Source organism: Litorivita sp. NS0012-18 (assembly GCF_040371945.1).
Taxonomy (GTDB): Bacteria; Pseudomonadota; Alphaproteobacteria; order Rhodobacterales; family Rhodobacteraceae; genus Litorivita.
In genome coordinates, this window is sequence record NZ_BAABWS010000001.1 from 863,844 (window position 1) to 886,561 (window position 22,718).

Sequence of the window (22,718 nt, forward strand, 5' to 3'; positions counted from 1 at the left end):
AAAGGGATTGCGCGATGAGCAAAAGGTCACACCAAACGCCGAACTCTATCGGGATCGCGGGTTGCGGGCGGATGGGCCTGCCGATGCTGGAGGCGCTGATCCAAGCGGGGTTTCCCGCGATCGGGTTCGATATCGCCCCCAAGACTTCCCCACATGTTACCGCCGACATAACCTCTTTCAAGCCGGCTATCGAAACGCTGATCACGGTGGTGCGCGACCAGAGCCAGACGGAAGCGCTCCTATTTGGACCGCAAAGCTGCTTGGACGCCCCGAACCTGTCCTGCCTCATCGTCGCCTCGACGCTGAGCCCGCGATACGTCAAAGGGCTGCGCGCGAGGATAGCGAATTCTATTACACTTATCGACGCGCCCATGTCGGGAGCGAGTATCGCCGCGCGCGAAGCACGCCTATCGTTTATGCTCGGTGGCGCTGAGGCCGATATCGCAGCGCAGCAGCCCCTCTTTGACGCCATGGGCGCGCATTTCCATCATATGGGCGCGTTCGGCAGCGGTATGCAGGCCAAAGTGCTCAACAACCTTCTGGCCGCCTCAAACACCGCCATGACCCGCCTTGTGCTCGATTGGGGCGATGCGGCGGGGTTGGACGAGCGCGCCTTGCTTGACCTGATCCATACCTCTTCGGGGCAAAACTGGCTGGCCTCGGGCTTCGACGAGATCGAATTTGCCCGCGACGGGCTGCAAGACGACAATTCCATCGGCATTTTGGTCAAGGACGTCGAAAGCGCGCTGGATGGTGCGCCAGAGGGGGCCGATACCGCCCTGCCGCGCCAAGTGCAAAGCGCAATTGCCGCGCTCAAACCGCGCCCGAGACGCGGATAGACCGACGTTCTAAAGCACGCCCGCCGCTTCCAGATCCGGCCGGTATTTGCGGCTCACCGGCACCTCGTCACCATTGGTCAAACACAGGTAAACCTTGCCGCCCTCGCGCCGCACGCTGTCAATCGCACCTGCCGCAACCCAATGCGAGCGATGGATACAATAACCTTCGACAGGCTCCATTTCCTTGATCGCATCGGCAAAGCGCATCCGCAGCCGCTCGCGCCCCGAGCGGCCCACAACATCCACGAAATGGTCCTTGACCGTCAGCCGCAAAATCCCGCCAAGGTCCTCCCCCTTCGGCAATCTCTCGGCAAGGCGCGGCAGCGCGGAGGGCGCGCGAACAGGCACGGCAGACGGGACGCCCACCAGAGAATCCGACGCCTGATCGACAGCAAAACGGCGCGCGTCCCCGAGGCTCACACTGCCGGATTCATTTTGCCGAAACGCACGATTTTCGTGCATCCGCCGCATCACCACCACTGCGAGGCTGATCACCAGAACATAGACGACAAGATTTCTCCAATTCATCAACGGCGGAGTCGCGTCGGGAAATAGCGCATGATTGAAATTCACCAAAAGCGGCGCAAAAATGAACAAGTTGCCGCAGACCACCGCCAGATCGCGCAAGTTGCGCCGCTGCGGGCCAAGCCACCTCTGCGCCAGCGCGCGGATGGTGATCGCAATGAGGATCGCAACGCCGATGACGGTGAACCAATAGACGCTCCGGCGGGCGGGGCCCATCGCCAAAAACGTCCCGAAAGGACCCGTAAGCGCCGCCAGAAACGACAGTCCCAACCAGATTGCCAAGGTCAACCGAGACCTGACATGGCCTAAGAATTCGGACCGAAAGCTCTTCATACCAGCGACATCATTGACCGGAAGCCCCACAAACATTCACATTGGTTAATTTGCACCTGACGCTAAGTAGATACAACCCACTGCCGCATAATTTTATTGTGCTTTTTGCGATGACCTAACGGTAGGCTTCGGCCTATAAGCGGCAAACCGTCGCCACAAGGAGCACCACAAAACATGCCCGACCACGCCGCCTTTGCACCGATTTCCCCCGCCAAACGCCGCGAGATCACCGACAGTTTTTCCGCGCAAACCATGATGGCGACCATCGGCGCGCGTATCGAAGAGGTGACGCGGGGCCACTGTGTACTGAGCGCGCCGATCGCCGAAGGCCTGCGCCAGCAACACGGGTTCGGCCATGCGGCTTTGACCTTTGCTTTGGGGGACGTGGCGGCGGGCTACGCCGCGCTGAGCATGATGGATGACGGGATGGAGGTGCTCACAGCCGAGATGAAGATCAACCTCATCGCGCCCTGCACCGGCGGGCCATTGCGCGCCGCTGGCCGTGTGATCAAAGCGGGCCGACGTTTGGTGATTGCCCAATCAGAGGTCTTCGCGCAGCAAGACGGCCAAGAGGTGATGATCGCCTTGTTGCAAGGCACATTGGTACCCGTCAAACCTAAGTAGCCGCGCGGGCACTCCGCCAAGACGCGTCAGGCGCCGATGTTCTTGGCGATCAATCCCGCCTCGATCACCGCTTTGCGATAGCTGCGGCTGACCGGCACATCATATCCGTCGCGCATTTGCAGCACATCACGCCCCTCGGCGCGCTGGTGTCGGGCCACGGCGGGCGGGTTGACCCAATGCGAGCGATGCACCCGCACCCCGCCAAGCGCGCGCAGCTCCTCTTCCGCGTCGCCCATCCGCATCAAAATCATCTCGGCCCCGCGTTCGGTCACCACCTTGAGGTAATGGTCCTGCGCCTCCAGCCGGATCAGCGGCCCGCGCCGGTCAATCGGCAGGCGCCGCAAAAACCGCGCGGCGGCCTCGGCAGCGCGACTGTTTTCGGCGTCCGGTCCGGCGAAACTATGGCGCATGAGGTAAAGCATCGCGTCGATCAATCCGTCCACGACGGCCACCGCCAGCACCAAAAACAGCCAGTGCCGCGGCGTCCCCATCCCGTCGAACAGCGCCGCATTGAGCGCAAAAAGCAATGTGCCAAGCCCCAAGGCAAATCCCGCGCGCCCAAGCAGACGGCGGCGCAGCGCCTTGCCGCGATACCAATCGCGCACCAGCCGCGACAAGAGGATCGCCGCCCCGACCACAGCGGCCCAATAGAGCACGCGCGCAGGTGCGGCCAGCGCCTCAAATGTGCCGAACGGCCCCGCCATGCTCGCCACCACCGTCACCAAGGCCCAAGCCGCCAAAGGCACGAAATGCCGCTGCGCCCGCTCCTTGATCCGTGTCATCATTGCACTCATACGCTCTGCCCTATTGGCTGCTTGGCGGCCCGACACGGGCCAATTGCAATACAGTAGCCGCGCCGCCCCTATCGGTCGATAGGCAGCTTACGCCACCGCGCCGCCCGCTCAGGCAGTCAACCCTTCGGGTTCGGGCAATCCGTTGCTGCGGCAACAGGCGGTGACCGTATTGGCCAAGAGGCAAGCAATGGTCATCGGCCCCACGCCGCCTGGCACCGGCGTAATCGCCCCAGCGACCGCCAAGGCGCTGTCGTAATCTACATCGCCGACAAGGCGCATTTTGCCCTCGCCGCGTTCGGGCGCGGGGATGCGGTTGATGCCCACATCAATCACCGTCGCGCCCTTTTTGAGCCAATCGCCCTTGACCATCTGCGCGCGCCCCACGGCGGCGACAACGATATCGGCCTGCCGCACCACGGCGGGCAAATCCGCTGTGCGGCTATGGGCGATGGTCACGGTGCAACTGTCGCGCAGCAAAAGCTGGGCCACGGGTTTGCCCACAAGGTTAGAGCGCCCGATCACCACCGCCGATTTACCCGACAGCGACCCGAGTTCATCGCGCAGCAGCATCAAACATCCCAAAGGCGTGCAAGACACCATCGCCTTTTGCCCGCTTGCCAAAAGCCCCGCGTTGATCACGCTCAGCCCGTCCACGTCTTTGGCCGGATCGATCCGCGCCACGATCTCGGTCTCGCTCAAATGCGCGGGCACCGGAAACTGGCACAAAATCCCGTGCACAGCGGGATCGGCGTTGAGCTTGTCGATCAGCGCATAAAGCACCTCTTCGCTGACATCATCGGGCAGTTTATGCTCATAGCTGTTCATCCCGACCTCGACCGTCTGCACGCCTTTGTTGCGCACATAGACCTGACTGGCCGGATCCTCGCCCACCAAGATCACCGCCAAACCAGGGGTCAGACCATGCACCTCCTTGAGGCGCGCCACATGGGTTGCGATCTTTTCGCGCAAGGTGGCGGCAAAGGCCTTTCCGTCAATCTTGCGCGCGCTTTGGGCAGTCTCGGTCATCGGCATCTCCTTGGCGGCCCGCGCAGCTTGGCGGGCAAATCGGCGGCAGCAATACGCGCCCGACATCGGTGCGCGCACGCCGCTCTTTTGCGCCATCACGCGCCGCTAATCAACCCGCAAGGCTGAGGCAGACTTAACGCTTGAGCCGCGCCCGCCGCAGGGCTGCAAACGGCCAATTTCGACGCCCCTACGACAAGCGCCGCGCCGATGCATGACCCCTGCGCCAAAAATTATTGCCAGCGTCATGAAACTTTTTGCCCAGCGAAGGCGTTACTTATGCAACAGCGCCCCAAACGGGCGCGCCGCAACACGAAAGGAAACAGCATGTCTTCCGCGACCGTCACGATCTTTACCGGATTTGCCTTGGGCCTCGGCGCCTCTGCTTTGGTGCTTTTGACCTGATGCTTTTTACCTAATGCCGTTGCCTGCGCGGGGATGATGTGCGGGCCTGTCCCGTCCCGACCACATCGCGTATATCCCCCGCGCCTGTCACGCCGCAGCCCGCCATCCCTCGGTGCTGCGGCGTTTTTTTTGGCGGATCGGCTATTTTGACGCCCCTGCCCGCGCCGCCTCAAGATGAGGCCAGACCGGTTGATCGGGGATATGCAAGCGCATCTCGTCGCCTACGCTCAAAGCGCCCTCCGCCTCGACCCAAGCCGTCACCCCGCGCCGCCGCTGGGCTGCGGCTTTGAAGGCTTTGCCCTTGCCAGGATAGATCGCCTCGATCTCTTTGGCCGGGAGCATACAGGGGCGGTTTTCCATATCCACCACAAGCGTCGCCCCAGAAGGCGCCTGCAACCGCGACGAGGGCGGCAGGCTGGTCAAATCGGGCAACCCGTCAAGGCAGATCGAGGCGCCAAGCCATGCCGGATCAAGCCGCTCCACCCCCATCGCGTCGGCGATCATCGCCAAATCCTGCGCCGAGACGACCGAGAATTGCCGCACATTCGCGATCACCGTATTGCGCGGATATTGCGACAGAACGCGGCTGCACGACAGGCGCGTGACCCCGCCATGGGCTTCGCCCTCGATACCGCCAAAGACGATCTGCGCCGCCTGCAAGCTTTCGGATTTGAGGGCGGCGTCGCGGTTCGCCACACGGCCAAGCCATGTGATGCGGGCGGTAAAATCGGTCGGCAGTAGCGCGGGCATGAGCAGCATCCTTTATATCAAAACGAAGGGATGGGCTCACGCTAACCCAGCGGCGCAGCGCAGGCCAATCACCATCTTTGATGGCCTCTATGACAGATCGTAAATGCGGGCCAAATATGAGGGGGCTAAGGTCACACCGTCAGGGTGAAAAACAACCGTTTGAACGGGAAAAGCACCCGCCCCTGCGCATCGGCGGGATAGATTTTCGCCGCAGCGGCCTCATAGCTTTGGATCAGATGCGCGCGCTCGGCATCCTCCAGCGCATCAAGCAGCGGTTTGGCAAAGGTGCTTTCGGTAAAGCGGCGTACGGGATGGCCGTCATCGCTGTTGGGCAAAAGCTGGTAATAGTCGGTTTCCCAAAGCGTCAGATCGCCCAAGGGTTCAAGCATATGGTAATATTGCGCAGGCTCCAAAGCGCGCGGTCCGGCCTCGAGATCGACGCGGCCCGCGAAATGCTCGCCCATTAGCGAGGTCCACAGGCGGTGCGAGGGCGCGTTGTTTTGATGCGGGATTTGCACCGCCAATGTGCCGCCCTTGGCCAAGCTGCCCGCCAGACGCGGCATCACCTGCGCATGATCCGCGACCCAATGCAGCGCCGCATTGGAGAAGATCAGCGCGGGGGGCGCATCGGGCGCCCATGTCGCCATATCGGCTTGGCTCAAACCTTCATAGGCACCGGTCTGCTCGGCTTGCGACAGCATCGCAGGCGACAGGTCCACCCCGCAGATACGCGCCCCGAACCGCGCCCGCAGCGCATCCCCCGCCGCCCCCGCACCGCAGCCCAGATCAACAACCGTGCCTTGCGGCACCTGCCCGACAGCCGCGATCAAATCCAGCGCAGGGCGCAAACGCAAATCCCGGAACCTGTTATAGGCCCCGGGATTCCAGTCGTTATTCGCAGATCCGCTCATCAGGCCGGATCGGGCTCCAGATCGCCGGAGGGCGGCGTCGCCTTGGGTTTGGATTTGGTCTTCGGGATCGCGGTGACCGAAGGCGCATTGCCGCTGTCATCCTCGTCCGAGCCTTTGTGCGGCGGCTCGCCGCGCACAACGCGCTCGATCTCTTCGCCGGTCAGGGTTTCGTATTCCAAAAGCCCCTGCGCCAAACGCTCCCATTCGTCCTTCTTCTCGTTCAGGATGCGGCAGGCTTCGTCGTAAGCCTCGTCGATCATGCGTTTGACCTCTTCCTCGATCAGCTCTTTCGTCGCTGCCGAGATCGAGAAACCGCCCGCACCATTGCCGCTATATCCTTCGTGGGCCTGCTCGTAATCGACGTTGCCAACCTTATCCGACATGCCCCAACGCAAGACCATGGCACGCGCGAGGCTGCTGGCTTGTTGAATATCGCCCGCCGGACCGTTCGACACGTCACCCTCGCCATATTTGAGGATTTCGGCGGCCTTACCGGCCATGGTCATCGCCAGCTTTTGCTCGCATTCCGATTTGTGCCAGTTCAACCGGTCGATCTCGGGCAAGGACACAACCATGCCCAAAGCGCCGCCGCGCGGGATGATCGTCGCCTTATAAACCGGATCGCATTTGGGCAAAGCCAGACCCACAATCGCATGGCCCGCTTCGTGATAGGCGGTCTTTTCCTTTTGATCGGCGGTCAACACCATCGAGCGGCGCTCGGCCCCCATCATCACCTTGTCCTTGGCGTTTTCAAAATCCACCATGGTGACAAAACGGCGACCCACACGCGCGGCCATCAAGGCCGCCTCGTTCACAAGGTTGGCCAGATCGGCACCGGAAAATCCGGGAGAGCCGCGCGCAATCAGGCGCAGGTCCACATCAGGGCCAAGCGGCGTTTTGCGCGCATGGACCGACAGGATCTTCTCGCGCCCCTTGATATCAGGGTTGGGCACCGTGACCTGACGGTCAAACCGGCCCGGACGCAGCAACGCAGGGTCGAGCACATCGCGGCGGTTGGTCGCCGCCAGAATGATCACGCCTTCATTGGCCTCGAACCCGTCCATTTCGACCAGCAACTGGTTGAGCGTTTGTTCGCGTTCGTCATTGCCGCCGCCATATCCGGCGCCGCGGTGGCGGCCAACGGCGTCAATTTCATCGATAAAGACGATGCAAGGCGCGTTTTTCTTGGCCTGCTCGAACATATCGCGCACACGGCTTGCACCAACGCCGACGAACATCTCGACGAAATCCGAGCCGGAAATCGTAAAGAAGGGCACGCCCGCCTCGCCCGCAATGGCCCGCGCCAAAAGGGTTTTACCGGTGCCCGGAGGGCCGACAAGCAAAGCGCCTTTGGGGATCGTGCCGCCAAGGCGCGAATATTTTTGCGGATTGCGCAGGAATTCGACGATCTCTTCCAATTCTTCCTTGGCCTCGTCGATACCGGCCACATCATCAAAGGTCACGCGGCCCGATTTCTCGGTCAGCATCTTGGCCTTGGATTTGCCAAAGCCCATCGCCCCGCCTTTGCCGCCGCCCTGCATCCGGTTCATGAAATAGATCCAGACCCCGATCAGCAAAAGGAACGGCAGGATCGACAAAAGGAAGGCTTGAAAGGTCGATTGCTCTTGGCTTTTCGCCGTGACCGTCACGTTTTTCGCCAGCAATTTATCAGCAACATCAGTGCCTTCGGGCACGATGGTGACGTAATCGGAATTGTCCGATCCGGTCCATCGGACCTGCTCGCCGTCGATCACCGCGCGGGCGACATTGCCGCTGTCCAAAGCGGTCACAAATTCGGAATAGCCCTTCTCGCGGCTCTGCAATGTATTGCCCGACCCGCTAAACAGGTTGAACAGTGCCAATATCAGCAAGAACAGGACCAACCAGAAGGCGATATTTTTCGCGTTGCCCAACGACACTCTCCTCAGAAATCTCTCAGCCCTGCGCCTATCACATGGGGCTTGGATGATAAATAGAGATCATCGCGCCATCTTCAATGCGCTGCGCGGTTGGCCGCGGCAATTTACCCCTCAATGGGCCTCAATCTGCCATCAGTAGAGCGCCCAGAGGGTTAACCAATGATGAATCTGCGGCGGCGGGGCACAAATAGTCCGGATGCGGGTCTTGCGAAGGCGCGCGCGGATTAGTCGAGAAATCCGCCAAAGTAGGCTTCGGCATCACGGCAAAGCGTGGCCGCCCATCCCTCGGGGCAGCCCGCCAAGGGCGCCGAGACAAGCTGCGCCCCGCGCCAAACGGCGGGGGTTGCCGCCAGACTGGCGCTCGGGCGCGCCGGAGCGGGCGGCACCTCGCGCCCTGCGGCTTGCGCTTCGATTTCGGCCCGCGCGCGGCAGGCACGGCACTCGGCCGCGCCCTGCTCGCCCAAGGCGCGCAAGGACAGCCCCTCGCCCGATACGCCATCAGGCAGATGCAATTCCCACCGCCCGTCCCAAAGCGCACGCCCCGCGCCGTCAAAGCCCGCCTCAAGATGCGCGACCGCTTGGTATTCGCGAAAAACCCTGATTTCATCACCACTTGGCACGATCTGGCAGCCGTGGAGCGTCATCGCCGTGCCGCCGCGCAGCGCCTCAAGCAGCAGCGTCAAACCCGATCCGCGCGGGCCGTATTCCGCCCCCGAAACCCACCGCAGCGCCTCTTGCAACACCCGCCGCGCCACCTCGGCGGGCAGGGTGCGAAAGCCGCGCCGCGAGATCACAACCGTATCGGCATCGATGCGCACATTGGTGCGCGCCGCCATGAAACATTGCCATCCCAGCGCCTCGCGCACGCTGGCCATATTTTGCGCCACGGTGCACAAAGCTTCCACGCTCAGCCCCGCTTCGCCCGCCGCCAGAGAGGCGCGCAGCCGCACCCGCGCATAGGCCGGATTGTCATTGCTGGGGTCCTCGACCCAAGCCACACCGCGCCGCTCCAGATGCGCGCGCAGCGCCGCGCGGCGCACCGCCAGCAAGGGCCGCAGCAAGGTCACAGGCCCCATCCGGCGGCGCGGCGACATCGCCGAAAGCCCGTCCACCCCCGCCGCGCGGCCAAGGCGCATCAAAACGGTTTCGGCCTGATCATCCGCCGTATGGCCCAATGCGATATGCCCGATGCCGTGCTGCGCCGCCCATGCCGACATCAATTCATAACGCGCCCGCCGCGCGCGGTCTTGCAGATTGCCCTTGCCGTCCCATGAGGTCCAATCGACGATATCATGCGCCACGCCCAAATCCGCCGCCATCTGCCCCACCGCGCGGGCCTCGTCTAGCGCTTCGGGGCGCAGGCCGTGGTTGACGGTCACCGCGCGCAGGGCGATGCGCCGCCCGTGGGCGCTCTCGTCATTGGCAAAATCATGCAAAAGATGCAGCAAGGCCGCGCTGTCGGATCCGCCCGAGACCGCCACGCCAATGATCGACGGCGGGCGCGGCTGCAAGGCAGATCGCACCCGCTCGACGAGGAGCTGGTCCGTGCCCGTCAAGGACACCCCAGATTGCGCATGCTCGATTGCGCCTCAAGCACGCTGGGCGCATTCGGGAACCGCAGGCCGACCTCGGAGAGGGTCACGCAGGCCTCTTGGGTTTGCCCCAAACGGCCCAAGGTGCGGCCCAACCGGAACAGAGCATCGGGCGCATCTGCGCCTTCAGGCGCGGCAGAAAACGCCGCCAGATAGGCCCGCGCCGCGCCGGTCAGATCGTCATTACCCTCGCGCGCCTCGCCCAAAAGGACCTGCGCTTTGAGGCCGAGCGGCCCGCCCGAATAGGCCTCGCCAAAGGCGGTGAAAAGCTCGGCCGCCTTGGCAAAATCACCCTCCGCCAAAGCCGCCTCGGCGCGCTCGAAATCGGCCACTTCGCCGACCGCCATCTGCGCGCCCTCATCAACCGTGGCATCGCCCGACCCGCCCGTATCCACGACCGGAGCTTCGGGCAAGGCGCCGCCCAATGTGGTGGTCTCGCCCAATTTGCTCACATCGCCGCCCTCAAGCTCGACCAAGCGAAATTCGAGATCGCCAATGCGGTTGGTGCCATCCTTGACCACCGAATTGATGCGAAATTCCAACTCCTCGGTCTTGCCGGTCAGGCGCTGCACCTCGGCCTCGATCGCATCGACCCGCTCCAACACACCGCTGCCCGACAGCGCGGTGCCGGCGGTGCCCGTGGTGCTCAACTCGCGCTTGAGTTTTTGCATCTCCACATGCAGAACCGTGAGCTCTTGGCGAATATCGGCAAGGGTTTGCGGGTCTGCCTGCTGTGCGATGATCGCCGAGGGTGAGGAGAAGGCCACAGCCGCCCCCAACATCAAAGCAGCGACACGGCCAAAACAACGGGTCATACGCGCAGGCCTCTTAGCTCGACAGGCCGGACGACAGGATCGTCACGGCGCGGCGGTTCTTGGCATAGCAGGACTCGGCGCTGCAAATCTCGATCGGGCGCTCCTTGCCGTAAGACAAAACCTTGAGCCGCGCGTTGGAAACCCCTTTGGAGACGAGATAGGCGCGCACCGCTTCGGCCCGTTTGGCCCCCAATCCAAGGTTATATTCGCGGGTGCCTTGCTCGTCCGCATGGCCCTCGATAACGGCAACGTAATCGACGTTTGACGCAAGCCACGCGGCCTGCCCGTCCAAGGTCACGCGCGCGCCCGCGTTCAGGGTCGATTGGTCCACCTCGAACAACACGCGGTCGCCAACGGTTTGCTGGAAATACAGCGGCGAGGTCGGATCGGAGGCCGAACCGGCCATGGCCGCGCTATTGGCGCTGCCCGCGCCGTTCAAATCGACCGTGTCACCGCCGCCAAACCGGTTGGGATTGGTGCAGGCGGCCAAGGAAAGCCCCGCCGTCAGGAGAAGCGCTTTGCTCAGGAATGTCATGTCTTTGCCCCACATATATGTTCTGCTCTGTCATTGTCGCGGCTTGCCCCACCGGCGCGCCGCCTGTTTTCGTCTGCTTCCGCCGTCTGCGCCGATCTGCGCCGCGCCGGTTTGTTCTTTTCTACCACATATAGCGGTGCATTCAAAACACAACCTCCGCATATGTGATCTGCCCGCGCCTTATTGCAAAGGCGCGGGCGAGATTAGTTTTGCAACGGCGACCATGCCGGATCGGAGGCCCCGCCCTCGGTGCGCACGCGTTTGACGTTGCGCCCCGTGATATCGACCGAGTAAAGGCTCGCCTGCCCGCCCGCGCCTTGGGTTTCGCGGGTGAACATGATCACGCGGCCATTGGGGGCCCATGTCGGACCCTCGTCAAGGAACGAAGCCGTGAGCAGCCGCTCTTCGGAGCCATCCGTGCGCATCACGCCGATATGGAACCGGCCCTTGCTTTGCTTGGTAAAGGCGATGAGATCGCCGCGCGGCGACCAGACCGGTGTGCCATAACGGCCTTGGCCAAAGCTGATGCGTTTGGCCTCGCCGCCGCCCGCGGGCATGATGTAAAGCTGCGGCGCGCCGCTGCGGTCGCTTTCAAATACGATCTGGCGCCCGTCGGGCGAGAAGCTCGGCGCGGTCTCGATCGAGGGCGCAGAGGTCAGCCGCTGCGCCGCGCCCGAGGCGACATCCATCGCATAGATATCGGTATTGCCCCCTTGGGTCAGCGAATAGACCACCGTGCGCCCGTCAGGGGCAAAGCGCGGCGCAAAGCTCATGGTGCCCTCTTGGCTTTCGAGCGCGCGTTTGCCCACCGAGGCCACATCAAGCACATAGATGCGCGGGAAGCCGCTCTCGTAGCTGGTATAAAGCACACGGTCGCCCGTGGGCGAGAACCGCGGCGCCAGAACGATAGAGCGGCTGTCGGTCAGATATTGCACATTCGCGCCATCGTAATCCATGATCGCAAGGCGCTTTTTGCGCTCGTTCTTGGGGCCGCTTTCGGCGACAAACACTACGCGGCTGTCGAAATATCCGCCCTCGCCGGTGATCCGGCTATAGACCGCATCCGCGACCTTATGGGCCATGCGCCGCCATCCGTCCTGCGTGCCGACAAATTGCAATCCCGTTCCGATCTCCTGACCGGCAAAGACATCATAGACGCGAAATTTCACCACCAATCTGCCGCCCGCCGCCAGATCGACAGCGCCGGTGATCAAGGCCTGCGCATTGATCGCCTTCCAGTCGGAAAACTCCACCGGCGAGGCGAAAGAGGTGATCTGGCTGATAAAGGCCTCTTTGGGCACTTCGCGAAACAGGCCCGTGCCGCTCAGGTCTTCGGCCACAACCCGCGCCAGTTGCGCCGCCATGCCCGCAGCCGCGCTGCTTTCGGCAATGAAATCGGGCACCGCATAGGGCAAAGGTTCGATCACCCCATCGGTGATCTCGATCTTCAGCGGGCCGTTTTGCGCATGGGCCGCAGGCGCCAGAAACGCGCCCAAGGCCATCAAACACATCGCAATCAGTCTACTCATCTTTGCCTCATCTTCTCGGGATTGAAGGTCATCTCAATGTCGCGCCACTGGGCGTATTTGTCCCGTGGCAAGTTGTATCCGTCCTTGGTGCAGCGGATAATCGCCCGCCGCGCCACGTCAAAAGCCTGCTGCGCCGAGGCCGAACTGCCGCCGTCGAAACCGGCAAGGCGGATCGAATTGGTGATCGGCCTGCCGTCCTCGCCCATCGACATGGCCACGGTGACGGTCGTGCGCATCGCATCGGACGACAGCGCGCCGACATTCCAACAGGCCGAGACCGCCACGCGCAGATCGTCGCGCTCGCCCGCCGTCAGGGGCGGGCCGGAGGCGGCCGTGCCGTTGCCGCCGCTTTGCGAGGTGGCCCCCTCCGCCGCGCCCGCCGCGCCCAGAGCCTCGGCCAAAGCATCCTTGACCGCATCCTTGACGGCGGGTTTGGGCGCGGGGTTTGCCGCTGGTTTTTCAGCAGGTTTCTCGGCGGGCTTTTCGGCGGTTTGAACGGGTTTTTCGGCCTCGGCAGGCTTTGGCGCCGCCTGCGCAGGGCGCGATTTGGGGCGCAGCGAGGTCAACGGCGCGGCCTTGGCCTGCTCGTTCTCCAAGGCCGTCTCGACCGCAGCCTCCTGCGGCGCGGTGGTTTGCTGCTTTTCCTGCGGCGGCGCATCGGCTTGCGGCGCTGGCTCTGCGGCCTCGCGAACCGCATCATCGACCTTGGCCTCGGGCGCAGGGCGCGCCACGGGGGTCGGGGCTACGCGCGGCGCGGGGCGCGGCTGCGGGCGCGCCGAGACCTCAGGGGCCAGAACGGCAATATCGGTGTGCGGCGCAGGCGGCGCATCGGGCGCTTCCTCTTGCGCCTCGGCCTGCGGCGGCGGCGCAAGTTGCGACACATCGGGCGCGGTTTCCGCGCGCGGCTCGGGCACCGCATCGGGCGGGGTGATTGGCCGCTCTGCCTGCTCGGCCTGCTCGGTCTGCGGCGGCGCGGGGGCCTCGTCGGGCGCGGCGGCCTGCGGGACCTGCGGCGCTTCGCTCGTCGCTTTGGGCGCAGCGGCCTCGGCCACCAATGCCGCATATTCCGCCCCCGAGATCACCGAAACCTCGGAAACCTCGACAGGGTCGGGATTGGGGCTGAGCCAGCCGCCAAAGAGCATCCAGCCGATGAGACCCAAATGGCCCGCACCGGAGACGTAATGCCCGATATGCTCTTTATGCAGCACGCCTTGCGCCTCAGTTTCCCGCGCCGCCGGTCAAGGTCGGCCCGCCGGTTTCCGTCACCAAACCGATGTTGGAAAACCCGCCGCGGTTCATCGCGCCCATGATCTCGACCACCTGCGCATAGGGCACCGCCCCGTCAGCGCGCAAAAACACGCGGTCGCCCTCACGCTCGGCGGCAATCGCCGTCAGCTTGGTGATCAGATCGCCCACCGCGACAGGGGTCTTTTGCAACATCACCTCGCCCGCTGCCGTGATGGTCACGGTCAAAGGCTCTTCGGTCTCGCCAGGCAAGGCTTTGGCGGCGGTTTTGGGCAATTCCACCGGCACGCCCACGGTCATCAAGGGCGCGGCCACCATAAAGATGATGAGCAGCACCAGCATCACATCGACAAAGGGTGTGACGTTGATCTCGGCCATGGGCCGCGAACGCCCGCGCCCACGCCGCCGACGCCCGCCGCCACCTGTTTTCTGGATCACTCCGGCGCCCATATCAGCTGTCCAACTGGCGGCTGAGGATGGTGGAGAACTCGTCGGCAAAGGCTTCATAGCCCGCGATCAACCGATCCGCATCCGAGGAGAGCTTGTTATAGAAAATCACCGCCGGAATCGCCGCCAGCAACCCGAGCCCCGTGGCCAAGAGCGCCTCGGCAATGCCGGGGGCGACCACGGCCAGATTGGTGTTTTGCTGCGCCGCAATTTCGACAAAGGCGTTCATGATCCCCATCACCGTGCCGAACAGACCGACAAAAGGCGCGGTCGATCCGACCGTGGCCAGAACCGGCAAACCGCTTTGCAGTTTCTCGGCCTCTTTGGCGATCGCCACATCCATCGAGCGGTCGATCCGCGCCGAGGCCCCCGCAATCATCGCCCCGTCCTCGCGGTGCGAGCGGCGCCATTCGGTCATACCGGCGGCAAAAACCTTTTGCGCATGCCCGTCCGGATCGGCGCCGATCTCGTCATAAAGCGCGTCCAAAGGCTCGCCCGACCAAAAGGCGCGATCAAAGCTTTCGGCCTCGCGCCGCGCCTTACGGTAGAGAATCCATTTTTGCACAATGATCGACCAAGACCAAAAAGAGGCCGCGATCAGCATCAGCATGACAAGTTTAACGGTGATTGTGGCGCGTGCGAATAGGGCCCACATGGAGAAATCAATCTCCTGCGCCAAAGCCAGAGTTTCTGCTTCCATCTGCCTGCTCTTTTTTGCGGCCTCGTTTATGGGCCTTTTTATGCGGGCAGGTTAGCGCATGTCACAGGGGAAAGCCAACACGATCTCGTCATCGGCGCGCCAAAGCGCCCTGCCTAATGCACCATCCGGCGGATAATTGCCGGCAGGCGCGCCGCATGGCCCGCCTCATTGATCACCACAAGCGTCACCTGCGCCGAAAACAACACCTCGCCGTCGCGCAGCACCTGCTGCTCGAGAACCATCCGCGCGCCGGTGACCTGCACCGTGGCGGTGGTGACCTCCAGAACATCGTCGAATTTGGCGGGCAAAAGATAATCGGCCTCGACGCGGCGCACCGCAAAAACCAATCCCTCGCCCTCGCGCAGGGCATTTTGATCAACGCCCACCTCGCGCACCCAATCGCTGCGCGCACGCTCTATGTATTTGAGGTAATTGGCGTAATAGACGATACCGGCCATATCGGTATCCTCGTAATAGACACGGATCGCAAATCGGTGAAGGGGCATGATCGCTGGGCCTCAAGGTTGTAACGACCAAGCCATAGGACGCCCCCCGCCCCATGTCCAGCCGCGCGCCCCCGCCCAAAGCCGCCCGCGCAGGCGCCCTGCCCTAGGCCGCGCCCGCCGCGATGCGCGCATAAAGCCGCAAGGCAAAGCTTTTGTCGCCATCCGCATTGGGCAACAACGGATCATAGGCCGCCTTGATCATCGCGCCGACCTCGGGGCGCAACACCGCCCGCCCGTCCTCAAGCCGCCCCAAAGGCGAGCGCTCGGCAAAGGCCTGATCGGACCACAGCAACAGCGCCTGCGCCGCCTGCGCAAGCGCCAGATCCTCCGCCGGAACCTGCGCCATCGCCTCATCCATGCGCACAAATACAAAACAGGCGCGGATCGCCCCGTCCGCGTCGAACCGAAACGCCCGATACTGGCGCGCCCCCGCCGCCTGCAGCCGCGCCACCCGCTGCGGCAAATCGGGGATCATCTCGCCAAGGTCTTTGACACCGGTCAGCTCGCCCCAATCGGCAACGAAAAACACCATCAGGTTTGCGCCAAGCTCGGGGTCGGTCTCGGCCATCTTGTGACCGGCCAAGGCCACCACCGCCTCCACCGCGCCCTTGATCACCGACAGGCTGGCATCATCCACCCCGAAAACAATCGGCACAATCGGCCGCCCCCAACGGGCAAAGGCAAAACTGCCATCACTGCGGGTGAAATGGCTCTCGATCTGGGCGGGTGTCATCAGGTTTTCCATGCCCGCCCTCTACCGCAAACCCGCGCCGCGCTTCAAGTGGCTGCAGCCGCGCCGCTCAGATCACGCCCGAGCGGCGGGCGCCTGCGCTAGTCCAGATATTTGCCCCATTTGCGCGCCAAGGCCTGCGCAGGGTCGATCCCCTCGCGCGCAGCAAAGACCAGCAAGAACCCCAAAGCATCGGCCAATTCATCCGCCACGTCGTCTTGTGTCGCCGCGCCGCGCCCTGCGCCGCGCGCTTGCAACCACGCGCCCGTCAACTCGCCGACCTCTTCGGTGATCTTGTGCAAGACCCATCCCGTATCTTTGGGCGTGCCAAAGCGTGCGGCATAAATATCGGCCACCTGCACCGCCATCCGCGTCATCTCGGCCATCGAAGGCCCCGCATCGGGTCCACCGACCGCCCGATCAGCCATCGAACAAATCCCCCCCGCCGCGCGGTTGCGGCGCCGCCATGCCCAGATGCGTCCAAGCCGCCTGTGCCAACATCCGCCCGCGCGGCGTGCGCTGGATCAGACCTTGTTGCAACAAGAACGGCTCGATCACCTCTTCGAGCGCATCGCGGCTCTCCGACAAAGCCGCCGACAGGGTCTCGATCCCCACCGGCCCGCCCTGATAAGCCTCGGCAATCAATCGCAAATACCGCCGGTCGGCCCCATCAAGACCCAGATGATCCACCCCCAGCCGCGTCAGCGCATGATCGGCAATCTCGCGCGTCACCCGCCCGTCGCCCTCGACGATGGCGAAATCCACCACACGGCGCAGCAAACGCCCCGCGATCCGCGGCGTGCCGCGCGAACGTTTGGCGATCTCGCGCGCGCCGCCCTCATCCGAGGGCGCGCCCAGCTTGACCGCATTGCGCGAGACGATCTCGTGCAGCTCATCAACCGTATAGAACTGTAGCCGCGTCGGTATCCCGAACCGGTCGCGCAAAGGCGTGGTCAAAAGCCCCATCCGCGTCGTCGCCCCGACCAAGGTAAAGGGCTGCAACTCGATCCGCACCGTGCGCGCCGCAGGCCCCTCGCCGATCACCAGATCAAGCTCGAAATCCTCCAACGCGGGATAGAGCACCTCTTCGACCGCCGGATTGAGCCGGTGAATTTCGTCGATGAACAACACATCGCGCGCCTCAAGGTTGGTCAGGATCGCCGCCAGATCGCCCGCCTTGGCCAGAACCGGCCCCGAGGTCATGCGAAAATTGACCCCCAATTCACGCGCCATGATCTGCGCCAATGTGGTTTTGCCCAATCCGGGCGGGCCGTGAAACAGCGTGTGGTCCATGGCCACGCCGCGCTGCTTGGCCGAGGCGATGAAAATCTTGAGGTTCGCGCGCGCCTCTTCTTGGCCGATGAAAGCGTCAAGCTCTTGCGGGCGCAGGGCGCGGTCATTGTCGTCGGCCAATCCTTCGGGGCGCAATGTCGGGTCCGGTGCCTCCATGTCCTACCCCTTTGGCGCCAAAAGCTTCAGCGCCGCGCGGATCAATTCCGCCGTGGAGGCCTCGGGCGCTGCGCCTGCCGCTTCGGCCACGGCGCTTGCAGCCTCGGAGGGGCTATAGCCAAGGTTGGTCAGCGCCGAGAGCGCTTCGGATTGCGCCGCCGCGCTGGCATTGGCGGCGGCGGGTTTGGGCGCGGCGGCGGGCGCGCGTGCGGGCGCATCCCCTGCATCGATGACCTCGGCCTGCTGCTCGCCTTGGGCCGCCATCAACGTGCCGCCCATCGCCATGACGGAGGGCGCTTTATCCTTGAGTTCCAGCACCACCCGCTGCGCGGTTTTCGGGCCGACGCCCTTGGCCGCCTTGACCGCGTTCCAATCACCCAAGGCAATGGCGCGGCCCAAACCGTCGGGGCCGAGCGTGCCGAGAATCGCCAGCGAGGCCTTGGCCCCAATGCCGGAAATCGAGGTCAGCAAACGGTGCCATTCCTTCTCCAGCAGCGTCGGAAAGCCGAAAAGCTGCATCAAATCCTCGCGCACCACCAGATCGGTAAAAAGCGCGCAGGCCTCGCCCACGGCAGGCAACGCCGCCATGGTGCGGTCAGAGCAATAGACCAGATAGCCCACCCCGCGCACATCGATCAAAATATGGTCCTCGGCGCGATACTCGATCCGGCCCGACAGTTTGCCAATCATGCCCGCGCCCTCGCATCCGCCGCCGCCATCGCAATCGCCAAGGCCCCCGACGAGGCCGTGTGATGCGCATGACAAATCGCAATCGCCAAAGCATCCGCCGCATCAGGGCCGGTCAGATCGGCCCCCGGAAGCTGCATTTTCACCATATGCTGCACCTGCTCCTTGGCCGCATGACCGACGCCCACCACGGTTTTTTTCACCGAATTTGGAGCATATTCGCCGATGGTGATCCCCGCCTGCGCCGGCACCAAAAGCGCGATGGCGCGCGCTTGGCCAAGCTTGAGCGTGCCCGCGCCGTCCTTGTTGACAAAGGTCTGCTCCACCGCCGCCGTATCGGGGCGATAGCGATGCACAATATCGGTCAACTGTTCATGCAGCGACAAAAGCCTTTGCCCCAGATCCTTGCCCAGCGAATGACAGGTGCCATTCGCCACATGGCTCAGCCGCGAGCCGTCCACGTCAATGACGCCCCAGCCCATGTTGCGCAGCCCCGGATCGATGCCCAAAACCCTGATCATTCTGCCCTACCCTCGCCGCGATTGACGCGTGTTTTTGCTGGCCCCGCCTGCACGCGCCGCATATTCGATGCGCGCGCCGGAGGGCTTTGTTAACGCGGATTAGCACGAAACAAGAACATAGGCCAAGAAAATTGCGCGCGAGGCGGCAAAAATGCGCAAAACTGTCGCGCGCGGGCCGCGATCCGTCGCTTTGCGCAAACCCCTTTAAAACAGGGCCATGGGCGCCAGTTTGCTACATTTTTAAGCATTGCGCATATTGCATGGGCGATATGCGAAAACAAGGAGTGGTGCGGCGCAGAACGCGCCCCTATGTGGGCGTCACGCACCATCCGAGGCGCGTTTTCGCATATATTCCAAAGGAGCTGTCCCATGTCGGCCATGCACACAAACACCCCCGCCCTGTCGGGGTCCATCTCTCGCGCGGCCTATGTCGCCGTGCGCAGCGTTGCCCTGATCCGCGAGACCCTCGCCGCGCGCAAAACCCGCGCGATGCTTTTGGCGCTGAGCGATGCCCAGCTTGAAGACATCGGCCTGAACCGCGCCGACGTCCGCGCCCGCACCACCGTTTTCTAACGCGCGCCCCTCGCGGGCCCCGTTGCGGGCCGCGCTGATGGGAATGCGTCTCGGAGTGCAAATAACAAAGAACCGCCTCGGCATCCGGCCAGGGCGGTTCTTTTTTTGGGTGATCTGGAGGGATCGCAGCGGGGTATCGAGCGCGGCGCCCTAGCGCAGATAGGGCGCCAGCGTTTTGGCGATCACCTGCGTGGCAGGATCGGGCGACATCGCCCATGCACCGAATTGTTCCACCGCTGAGCCGGCCGCAAGCACGGCCACTTTGTCGGTATAGGTCTGCGGGCCAAGATGCCCCAAAAGCGCGCCCTTGAATCCGAAAAACCCCAGAGCGAGTATCATCATCCCCTTGACCGGCAAGCGCACACCGCCGCGGCGCGGGCGCACGACGATCAACCCGTCCTTGCCCACATGGGTGGTATAGCCGCCATCCATCTTGCGATGCGCGCGGTCGATATTCTTTAGTCGGTTGTCAAAGTCTGCAAAGCTATCAGCCATCGTTCTCTCCCGTAACAAAAATTCGGACTTACACACACAGGTTACTTAACCATAGGTAAACCACGATTGAGGCAGCATTGTGTCACGGCAGCCGAGTTAGACCCAAAACGGGTTTCTGTCAGGCGTTTTGTTGTAGCGTTAGCGTCGTCCAGTCACCAATCTCGGCCCGATGGACCAGATTGATGCCGGATCGTGCATAAACCTCGATCACTTCATCAGCCTGCGCGTGCAAAATCCCCGAGAGAATCGCATAGCCCCCCGACGTCATATGCGCCGCCATGTCGGGCGCGAGGTCGATCAGCGGGCCTTTGAGGATATTGGCAAAGACCAGATCAAAGGGCGCGCGCGCCGCCAGATCGGGATGGTCAAAGCCCGCCGCCTCGACGCAAATCACCCGTCCGGCCAGATCATTGGCGATCACATTGGCCTCGGCCACCTCGACGGCGACCTCGTCGATATCGGAGGCAATCACCGTCTGGGGCCAGATCCGCGCCGCGCCCATCGCCAGAACGGCGGTGCCGCATCCGATATCGGCCACGCTCTGGCCGATAAACCCGCCTTTGTCCAAACGGTCCAGCGCCTCCAGACAGCCGCGCGTTGTGCCGTGATGGCCGGTGCCAAAGGCCATCGCCGCCTCGATCAACAGAGGCTCGCTCCCCTGCGGCACCTTTTCGGCATCATGGCTGCCGTAGACAAAGAACCGCCCCGCCGCGACCGGCGACAGGTCGCGTTTGACCTTGGCCACCCAATCGGTTTCGGGCAGTTGCGACACCAAAAACGGTTTTGCCCCGTAAGCCGCCGCCAGCAAAGCCAGCCCCGCCTCGTCGGGCGCATCGGTGAAATAGCCGCCCACTTCCCAAAGACCGGTGTCATCCTCGATCTCGAACACCCCGATGCCGGTGGGTTCGGGGCTCAGGCGCTCCATCGCAAGGCCCAACGCCTCGGCAGGCTCTTTTCCAAACAGGGTCGTCAGGGCGGTATAGGTCGGCATCGGTCTCTCCGGCATCTGCAAGCATGTAGCGCCCGCCTAGGACGATGCGGGCGCAGCGTCAACTGTCGTGACCTGCGCGGGGCGAAAAACCGCGCGGCGCTTATGACTTTGGCGCATCCGTCCCGTGCGATTGGGCGGCGGGCGGCGCGGCGGCGGACGACGCGGCGGCGGGCGGCATCGAGACATGCGCGGCCATGGTCGCCGCCTTGGCCCCCGCCGCGCCCATCGCAGGGCTATGGGGCGCTACGCCGCCCTCCGGCGCCATGCCAGCGCGCTTGCGCTGGATAAAGCGCCACGCCAAAAGCCCTGCAAAGGCGCCTGCAATGACATTGGCGAGGGCATTGCCCGTGACAACGCCTCCCGCCCCCATAACGGCGCCCAGCCCGAAGGTCAGCGGGAACATCAACACCCCGTCACGCAGCCAGTTGGCCACCGTCGCCCAAAGCGGACGGCCCAGATTGTTGAAGGCCGCGTTGGACACAAACAGCGCGCCGGTAAACACAAAGGCTCCCGCCATATAATAGGAGAAGAGATAGACCACATCGGCCCCGTCATCATGCAAGCCAAAGCTGCGCACCACAAAGCCCGCCGACAAGGCCAAGACCGCCCAGACCACCACCGTATAGACAAAGCAAAACACCAAAGCATCGCGGTAGGCCGAGGCCACGCGGTCCATTTGCCGCGCGCCGTAGTTCTGTCCGATGATCCCGCCGATCGCGCCCGACAGGGCGAAAATCCCGCCAAACAGCAACATCGTCAACCGCATCACCACGCCCAATCCCGCCACGGCGCTGTCGCCGTGCTCTGCAATCGCGCGCACCGCGACCCAATTGCCAAAAGGGGTGCTGACCTGCGTCGCAATCGCCGGAATCGCAATCGCCAGATAGGGCCGCATATAGAATTTCATATCCACAAGGCTGGGACGGCCGAACATTTTATGGGTGTGGATCACCCAATACAGACCCAAAACCGTCATGCCCAAACGCGAGATCACGATGGAAATCGCCGCGCCCACCGCCCCCAGATCCATCCAGATGATCAAAATCGGGTCAATCACCAAGGCCAAAAGCCCCGCCACCATCGTCACCATCATCGAGCGCCACGCATCCCCCATGGCGCGCAAAATCGCCGACGAACACATGCCCGCCGCCACGAACGGCAACGACGGCAAGGTGATGGCAAGGAAATCCGAAGCCACTTCGAGCGCCTCGCCCGAGGCCCCCGTCATCTCCAATATCTCGTGGCGAAACACGAACATCGCCCCCGACAGGATCGTAAGGATCGTCACCGCAAAGACCAAAGCCGAACTGGCGATGCGTTTGGCTTCGGCCCCGTCGCCCGATCCCAAGGCACGGCTGACCAAAGCCACCGCGCCGATCATCATGCCAATGGCGACCGAGACCACGAAAAACTGGATCGTGCCAGCAAAGCCGATGGCGGTGATCAGCAATTCATCGCCAAGCTGGCTGACCCACCAAAGGGCCAGAAACTCCACAAGGAACATAAAGCTCAGACCGAGCGAGCCGGTGAGCGTCATCACGATCACATGGCGCATGGTCGAGCCGGTGAGGAATTTGGCTTGGGTATTCAATTCGGGTCCTGCCGCCGAAAACTGGCGGTCCGCTTTGTATCTGGTTTTGAAATCTAGCCCGCCAAATCCGCCGCGAACAGGGTTGCGGCGCAATTAGTTTGCCCCCGAGCGCCGCCAAATTCCGCCGAGCGGAAGAAAACTTACGAAATTCGCCCCATGCAGATTGCCCTGTGCGCAAATGCACAAAAC

26 protein-coding genes are annotated in these 22,718 nt (G+C 63.2%); 4 read left to right on the top strand and 22 right to left on the bottom strand.

The window, feature by feature from the left end; genetic code table 11:
• The first annotated feature begins 14 nt into the window (after nucleotides 1-14).
• Nucleotides 15-839 carry an NAD(P)-dependent oxidoreductase gene (locus ABWV64_RS04115; RefSeq protein ID WP_353343005.1) on the top strand — a complete coding sequence of 275 codons (825 nt, stop codon included), beginning with the start codon at nucleotides 15-17 and terminating at the stop codon, nucleotides 837-839.
• Between the two features lie 9 nt (nucleotides 840-848).
• Here ABWV64_RS04115 and ABWV64_RS04120 read toward each other — a convergent pair whose 3' ends face one another.
• On the bottom strand, nucleotides 849-1,697 hold the full coding sequence (locus ABWV64_RS04120; RefSeq protein ID WP_353343006.1) for a LytTR family DNA-binding domain-containing protein: 849 nt from the start codon (nucleotides 1,695-1,697) through the stop codon (nucleotides 849-851).
• Between the two features lie 174 nt (nucleotides 1,698-1,871).
• On the opposite strand from ABWV64_RS04120, the gene ABWV64_RS04125 reads away from it, so the two are divergent.
• Entirely contained in the window at nucleotides 1,872-2,321 is a 450-nt protein-coding gene (locus ABWV64_RS04125) for a PaaI family thioesterase (protein WP_353343007.1), read from the top strand.
• A 26-nt stretch (nucleotides 2,322-2,347) separates the two neighbouring features.
• Here ABWV64_RS04125 and ABWV64_RS04130 read toward each other — a convergent pair whose 3' ends face one another.
• Nucleotides 2,348-3,115 (bottom strand): LytTR family DNA-binding domain-containing protein, encoded by a 768-nt coding sequence (locus ABWV64_RS04130; protein WP_353343008.1) that lies wholly within the window; start codon nucleotides 3,113-3,115, stop codon nucleotides 2,348-2,350.
• 108 nt (nucleotides 3,116-3,223) lie between these two features.
• Nucleotides 3,224-4,141, bottom strand: coding sequence for a bifunctional methylenetetrahydrofolate dehydrogenase/methenyltetrahydrofolate cyclohydrolase FolD (folD, locus tag ABWV64_RS04135; protein WP_353343009.1), 918 nt, complete (start codon nucleotides 4,139-4,141; stop codon nucleotides 3,224-3,226).
• Nucleotides 4,142-4,417: 276 nt separating this feature from the next.
• Between folD and ABWV64_RS04140 the strand changes: the two genes are divergently transcribed.
• A complete protein-coding gene (locus ABWV64_RS04140; protein WP_353343010.1) occupies nucleotides 4,418-4,543 on the top strand; it encodes a hypothetical protein in 126 nt (41 codons plus the stop codon).
• 141 nt (nucleotides 4,544-4,684) lie between these two features.
• On the opposite strand, the gene ABWV64_RS04145 is transcribed toward ABWV64_RS04140, so the two are convergent.
• The 16 genes from ABWV64_RS04145 to ruvC all read right to left on the bottom strand — a co-directional run bounded on the left by ABWV64_RS04145 (nucleotide 4,685) and on the right by ruvC (nucleotide 18,876).
• Nucleotides 4,685-5,293, bottom strand: coding sequence for an MOSC domain-containing protein (locus tag ABWV64_RS04145; protein ID WP_353343011.1), 609 nt, complete (start codon nucleotides 5,291-5,293; stop codon nucleotides 4,685-4,687).
• Between the two features lie 131 nt (nucleotides 5,294-5,424).
• Nucleotides 5,425-6,204: a methyltransferase domain-containing protein gene (locus tag ABWV64_RS04150; RefSeq protein ID WP_353343012.1), complete on the bottom strand. Its 780-nt coding sequence runs from the start codon at nucleotides 6,202-6,204 to the stop codon at nucleotides 5,425-5,427.
• Nucleotides 6,204-8,117: an ATP-dependent zinc metalloprotease FtsH gene (gene ftsH / locus ABWV64_RS04155; RefSeq protein WP_353343013.1), complete on the bottom strand. Its 1,914-nt coding sequence runs from the start codon at nucleotides 8,115-8,117 to the stop codon at nucleotides 6,204-6,206. Before ftsH ends, ABWV64_RS04150 begins: the two co-directional genes overlap by 1 nt.
• Nucleotides 8,118-8,347: 230 nt before the next feature.
• The gene (tilS, locus tag ABWV64_RS04160; RefSeq protein ID WP_353343014.1) at nucleotides 8,348-9,679 is read right to left on the bottom strand and encodes a tRNA lysidine(34) synthetase TilS; all 1,332 of its coding nucleotides are present in this window, start codon (nucleotides 9,677-9,679) and stop codon (nucleotides 8,348-8,350) included.
• Nucleotides 9,676-10,530 (bottom strand): tetratricopeptide repeat protein, encoded by an 855-nt coding sequence (locus ABWV64_RS04165; protein ID WP_502902612.1) that lies wholly within the window; start codon nucleotides 10,528-10,530, stop codon nucleotides 9,676-9,678. The genes tilS and ABWV64_RS04165 overlap by 4 nt, the downstream gene beginning before the upstream one ends.
• Nucleotides 10,531-10,543: 13 nt before the next feature.
• The gene (gene pal, locus ABWV64_RS04170) at nucleotides 10,544-11,065 is read right to left on the bottom strand and encodes a peptidoglycan-associated lipoprotein Pal (protein WP_353343015.1); all 522 of its coding nucleotides are present in this window, start codon (nucleotides 11,063-11,065) and stop codon (nucleotides 10,544-10,546) included.
• Between the two features lie 203 nt (nucleotides 11,066-11,268).
• Nucleotides 11,269-12,594, bottom strand: coding sequence for a Tol-Pal system beta propeller repeat protein TolB (gene tolB / locus ABWV64_RS04175; protein WP_353343016.1), 1,326 nt, complete (start codon nucleotides 12,592-12,594; stop codon nucleotides 11,269-11,271).
• Nucleotides 12,591-13,802 (bottom strand): cell envelope integrity protein TolA, encoded by a 1,212-nt coding sequence (gene tolA, locus ABWV64_RS04180; RefSeq protein ID WP_353343017.1) that lies wholly within the window; start codon nucleotides 13,800-13,802, stop codon nucleotides 12,591-12,593. Before tolA ends, tolB begins: the two co-directional genes overlap by 4 nt.
• 10 nt (nucleotides 13,803-13,812) lie before the next feature.
• Nucleotides 13,813-14,289 carry a protein TolR gene (gene tolR / locus ABWV64_RS04185; RefSeq protein ID WP_353343018.1) on the bottom strand — a complete coding sequence of 159 codons (477 nt, stop codon included), beginning with the start codon at nucleotides 14,287-14,289 and terminating at the stop codon, nucleotides 13,813-13,815.
• Between the two features lies 1 nt (nucleotide 14,290).
• On the bottom strand, nucleotides 14,291-14,986 hold the full coding sequence (gene tolQ / locus ABWV64_RS04190) for a protein TolQ (protein WP_353343019.1): 696 nt from the start codon (nucleotides 14,984-14,986) through the stop codon (nucleotides 14,291-14,293).
• A gap of 113 nt (nucleotides 14,987-15,099) precedes the next feature.
• On the bottom strand, nucleotides 15,100-15,492 hold the full coding sequence (gene ybgC, locus ABWV64_RS04195) for a tol-pal system-associated acyl-CoA thioesterase (RefSeq protein ID WP_353343020.1): 393 nt from the start codon (nucleotides 15,490-15,492) through the stop codon (nucleotides 15,100-15,102).
• Nucleotides 15,493-15,595: 103 nt separating this feature from the next.
• Nucleotides 15,596-16,225, bottom strand: a complete 630-nt coding sequence (locus ABWV64_RS04200) for a hypothetical protein (protein WP_353343021.1) — start codon at nucleotides 16,223-16,225, stop codon at nucleotides 15,596-15,598.
• A 98-nt stretch (nucleotides 16,226-16,323) separates the two neighbouring features.
• A complete protein-coding gene (locus tag ABWV64_RS04205) occupies nucleotides 16,324-16,650 on the bottom strand; it encodes a pyrophosphohydrolase domain-containing protein (RefSeq protein WP_353343022.1) in 327 nt (108 codons plus the stop codon).
• Nucleotides 16,643-17,671, bottom strand: coding sequence for a Holliday junction branch migration DNA helicase RuvB (ruvB, locus tag ABWV64_RS04210; RefSeq protein ID WP_353343023.1), 1,029 nt, complete (start codon nucleotides 17,669-17,671; stop codon nucleotides 16,643-16,645). Before ruvB ends, ABWV64_RS04205 begins: the two co-directional genes overlap by 8 nt.
• 3 nt (nucleotides 17,672-17,674) lie before the next feature.
• Nucleotides 17,675-18,361 (bottom strand): Holliday junction branch migration protein RuvA, encoded by a 687-nt coding sequence (gene ruvA, locus ABWV64_RS04215; protein WP_353343024.1) that lies wholly within the window; start codon nucleotides 18,359-18,361, stop codon nucleotides 17,675-17,677.
• Nucleotides 18,358-18,876 carry a crossover junction endodeoxyribonuclease RuvC gene (gene ruvC, locus ABWV64_RS04220; protein ID WP_353344502.1) on the bottom strand — a complete coding sequence of 173 codons (519 nt, stop codon included), beginning with the start codon at nucleotides 18,874-18,876 and terminating at the stop codon, nucleotides 18,358-18,360. The genes ruvA and ruvC overlap by 4 nt, the downstream gene beginning before the upstream one ends.
• Nucleotides 18,877-19,248: 372 nt before the next feature.
• Here ruvC and ABWV64_RS04225 point away from each other — a divergent pair, with 372 nt between their 5' ends.
• Complete coding sequence (locus tag ABWV64_RS04225) at nucleotides 19,249-19,452, top strand: DUF1127 domain-containing protein (protein ID WP_353343025.1); 204 nt, start codon at nucleotides 19,249-19,251, stop codon at nucleotides 19,450-19,452.
• A 150-nt stretch (nucleotides 19,453-19,602) separates the two neighbouring features.
• Here ABWV64_RS04225 and ABWV64_RS04230 read toward each other — a convergent pair whose 3' ends face one another.
• The 3 genes from ABWV64_RS04230 to ABWV64_RS04240 all read right to left on the bottom strand — a co-directional run bounded on the left by ABWV64_RS04230 (nucleotide 19,603) and on the right by ABWV64_RS04240 (nucleotide 22,622).
• Nucleotides 19,603-19,947, bottom strand: a complete 345-nt coding sequence (locus ABWV64_RS04230; protein WP_353343026.1) for a hypothetical protein — start codon at nucleotides 19,945-19,947, stop codon at nucleotides 19,603-19,605.
• 118 nt (nucleotides 19,948-20,065) lie between these two features.
• The gene (locus ABWV64_RS04235) at nucleotides 20,066-20,938 is read right to left on the bottom strand and encodes a 50S ribosomal protein L11 methyltransferase (RefSeq protein WP_353343027.1); all 873 of its coding nucleotides are present in this window, start codon (nucleotides 20,936-20,938) and stop codon (nucleotides 20,066-20,068) included.
• Nucleotides 20,939-21,038: 100 nt separating this feature from the next.
• The gene (locus ABWV64_RS04240; protein WP_353343028.1) at nucleotides 21,039-22,622 is read right to left on the bottom strand and encodes an MATE family efflux transporter; all 1,584 of its coding nucleotides are present in this window, start codon (nucleotides 22,620-22,622) and stop codon (nucleotides 21,039-21,041) included.
• Between the last annotated feature and the right edge of the window lie 96 nt (nucleotides 22,623-22,718).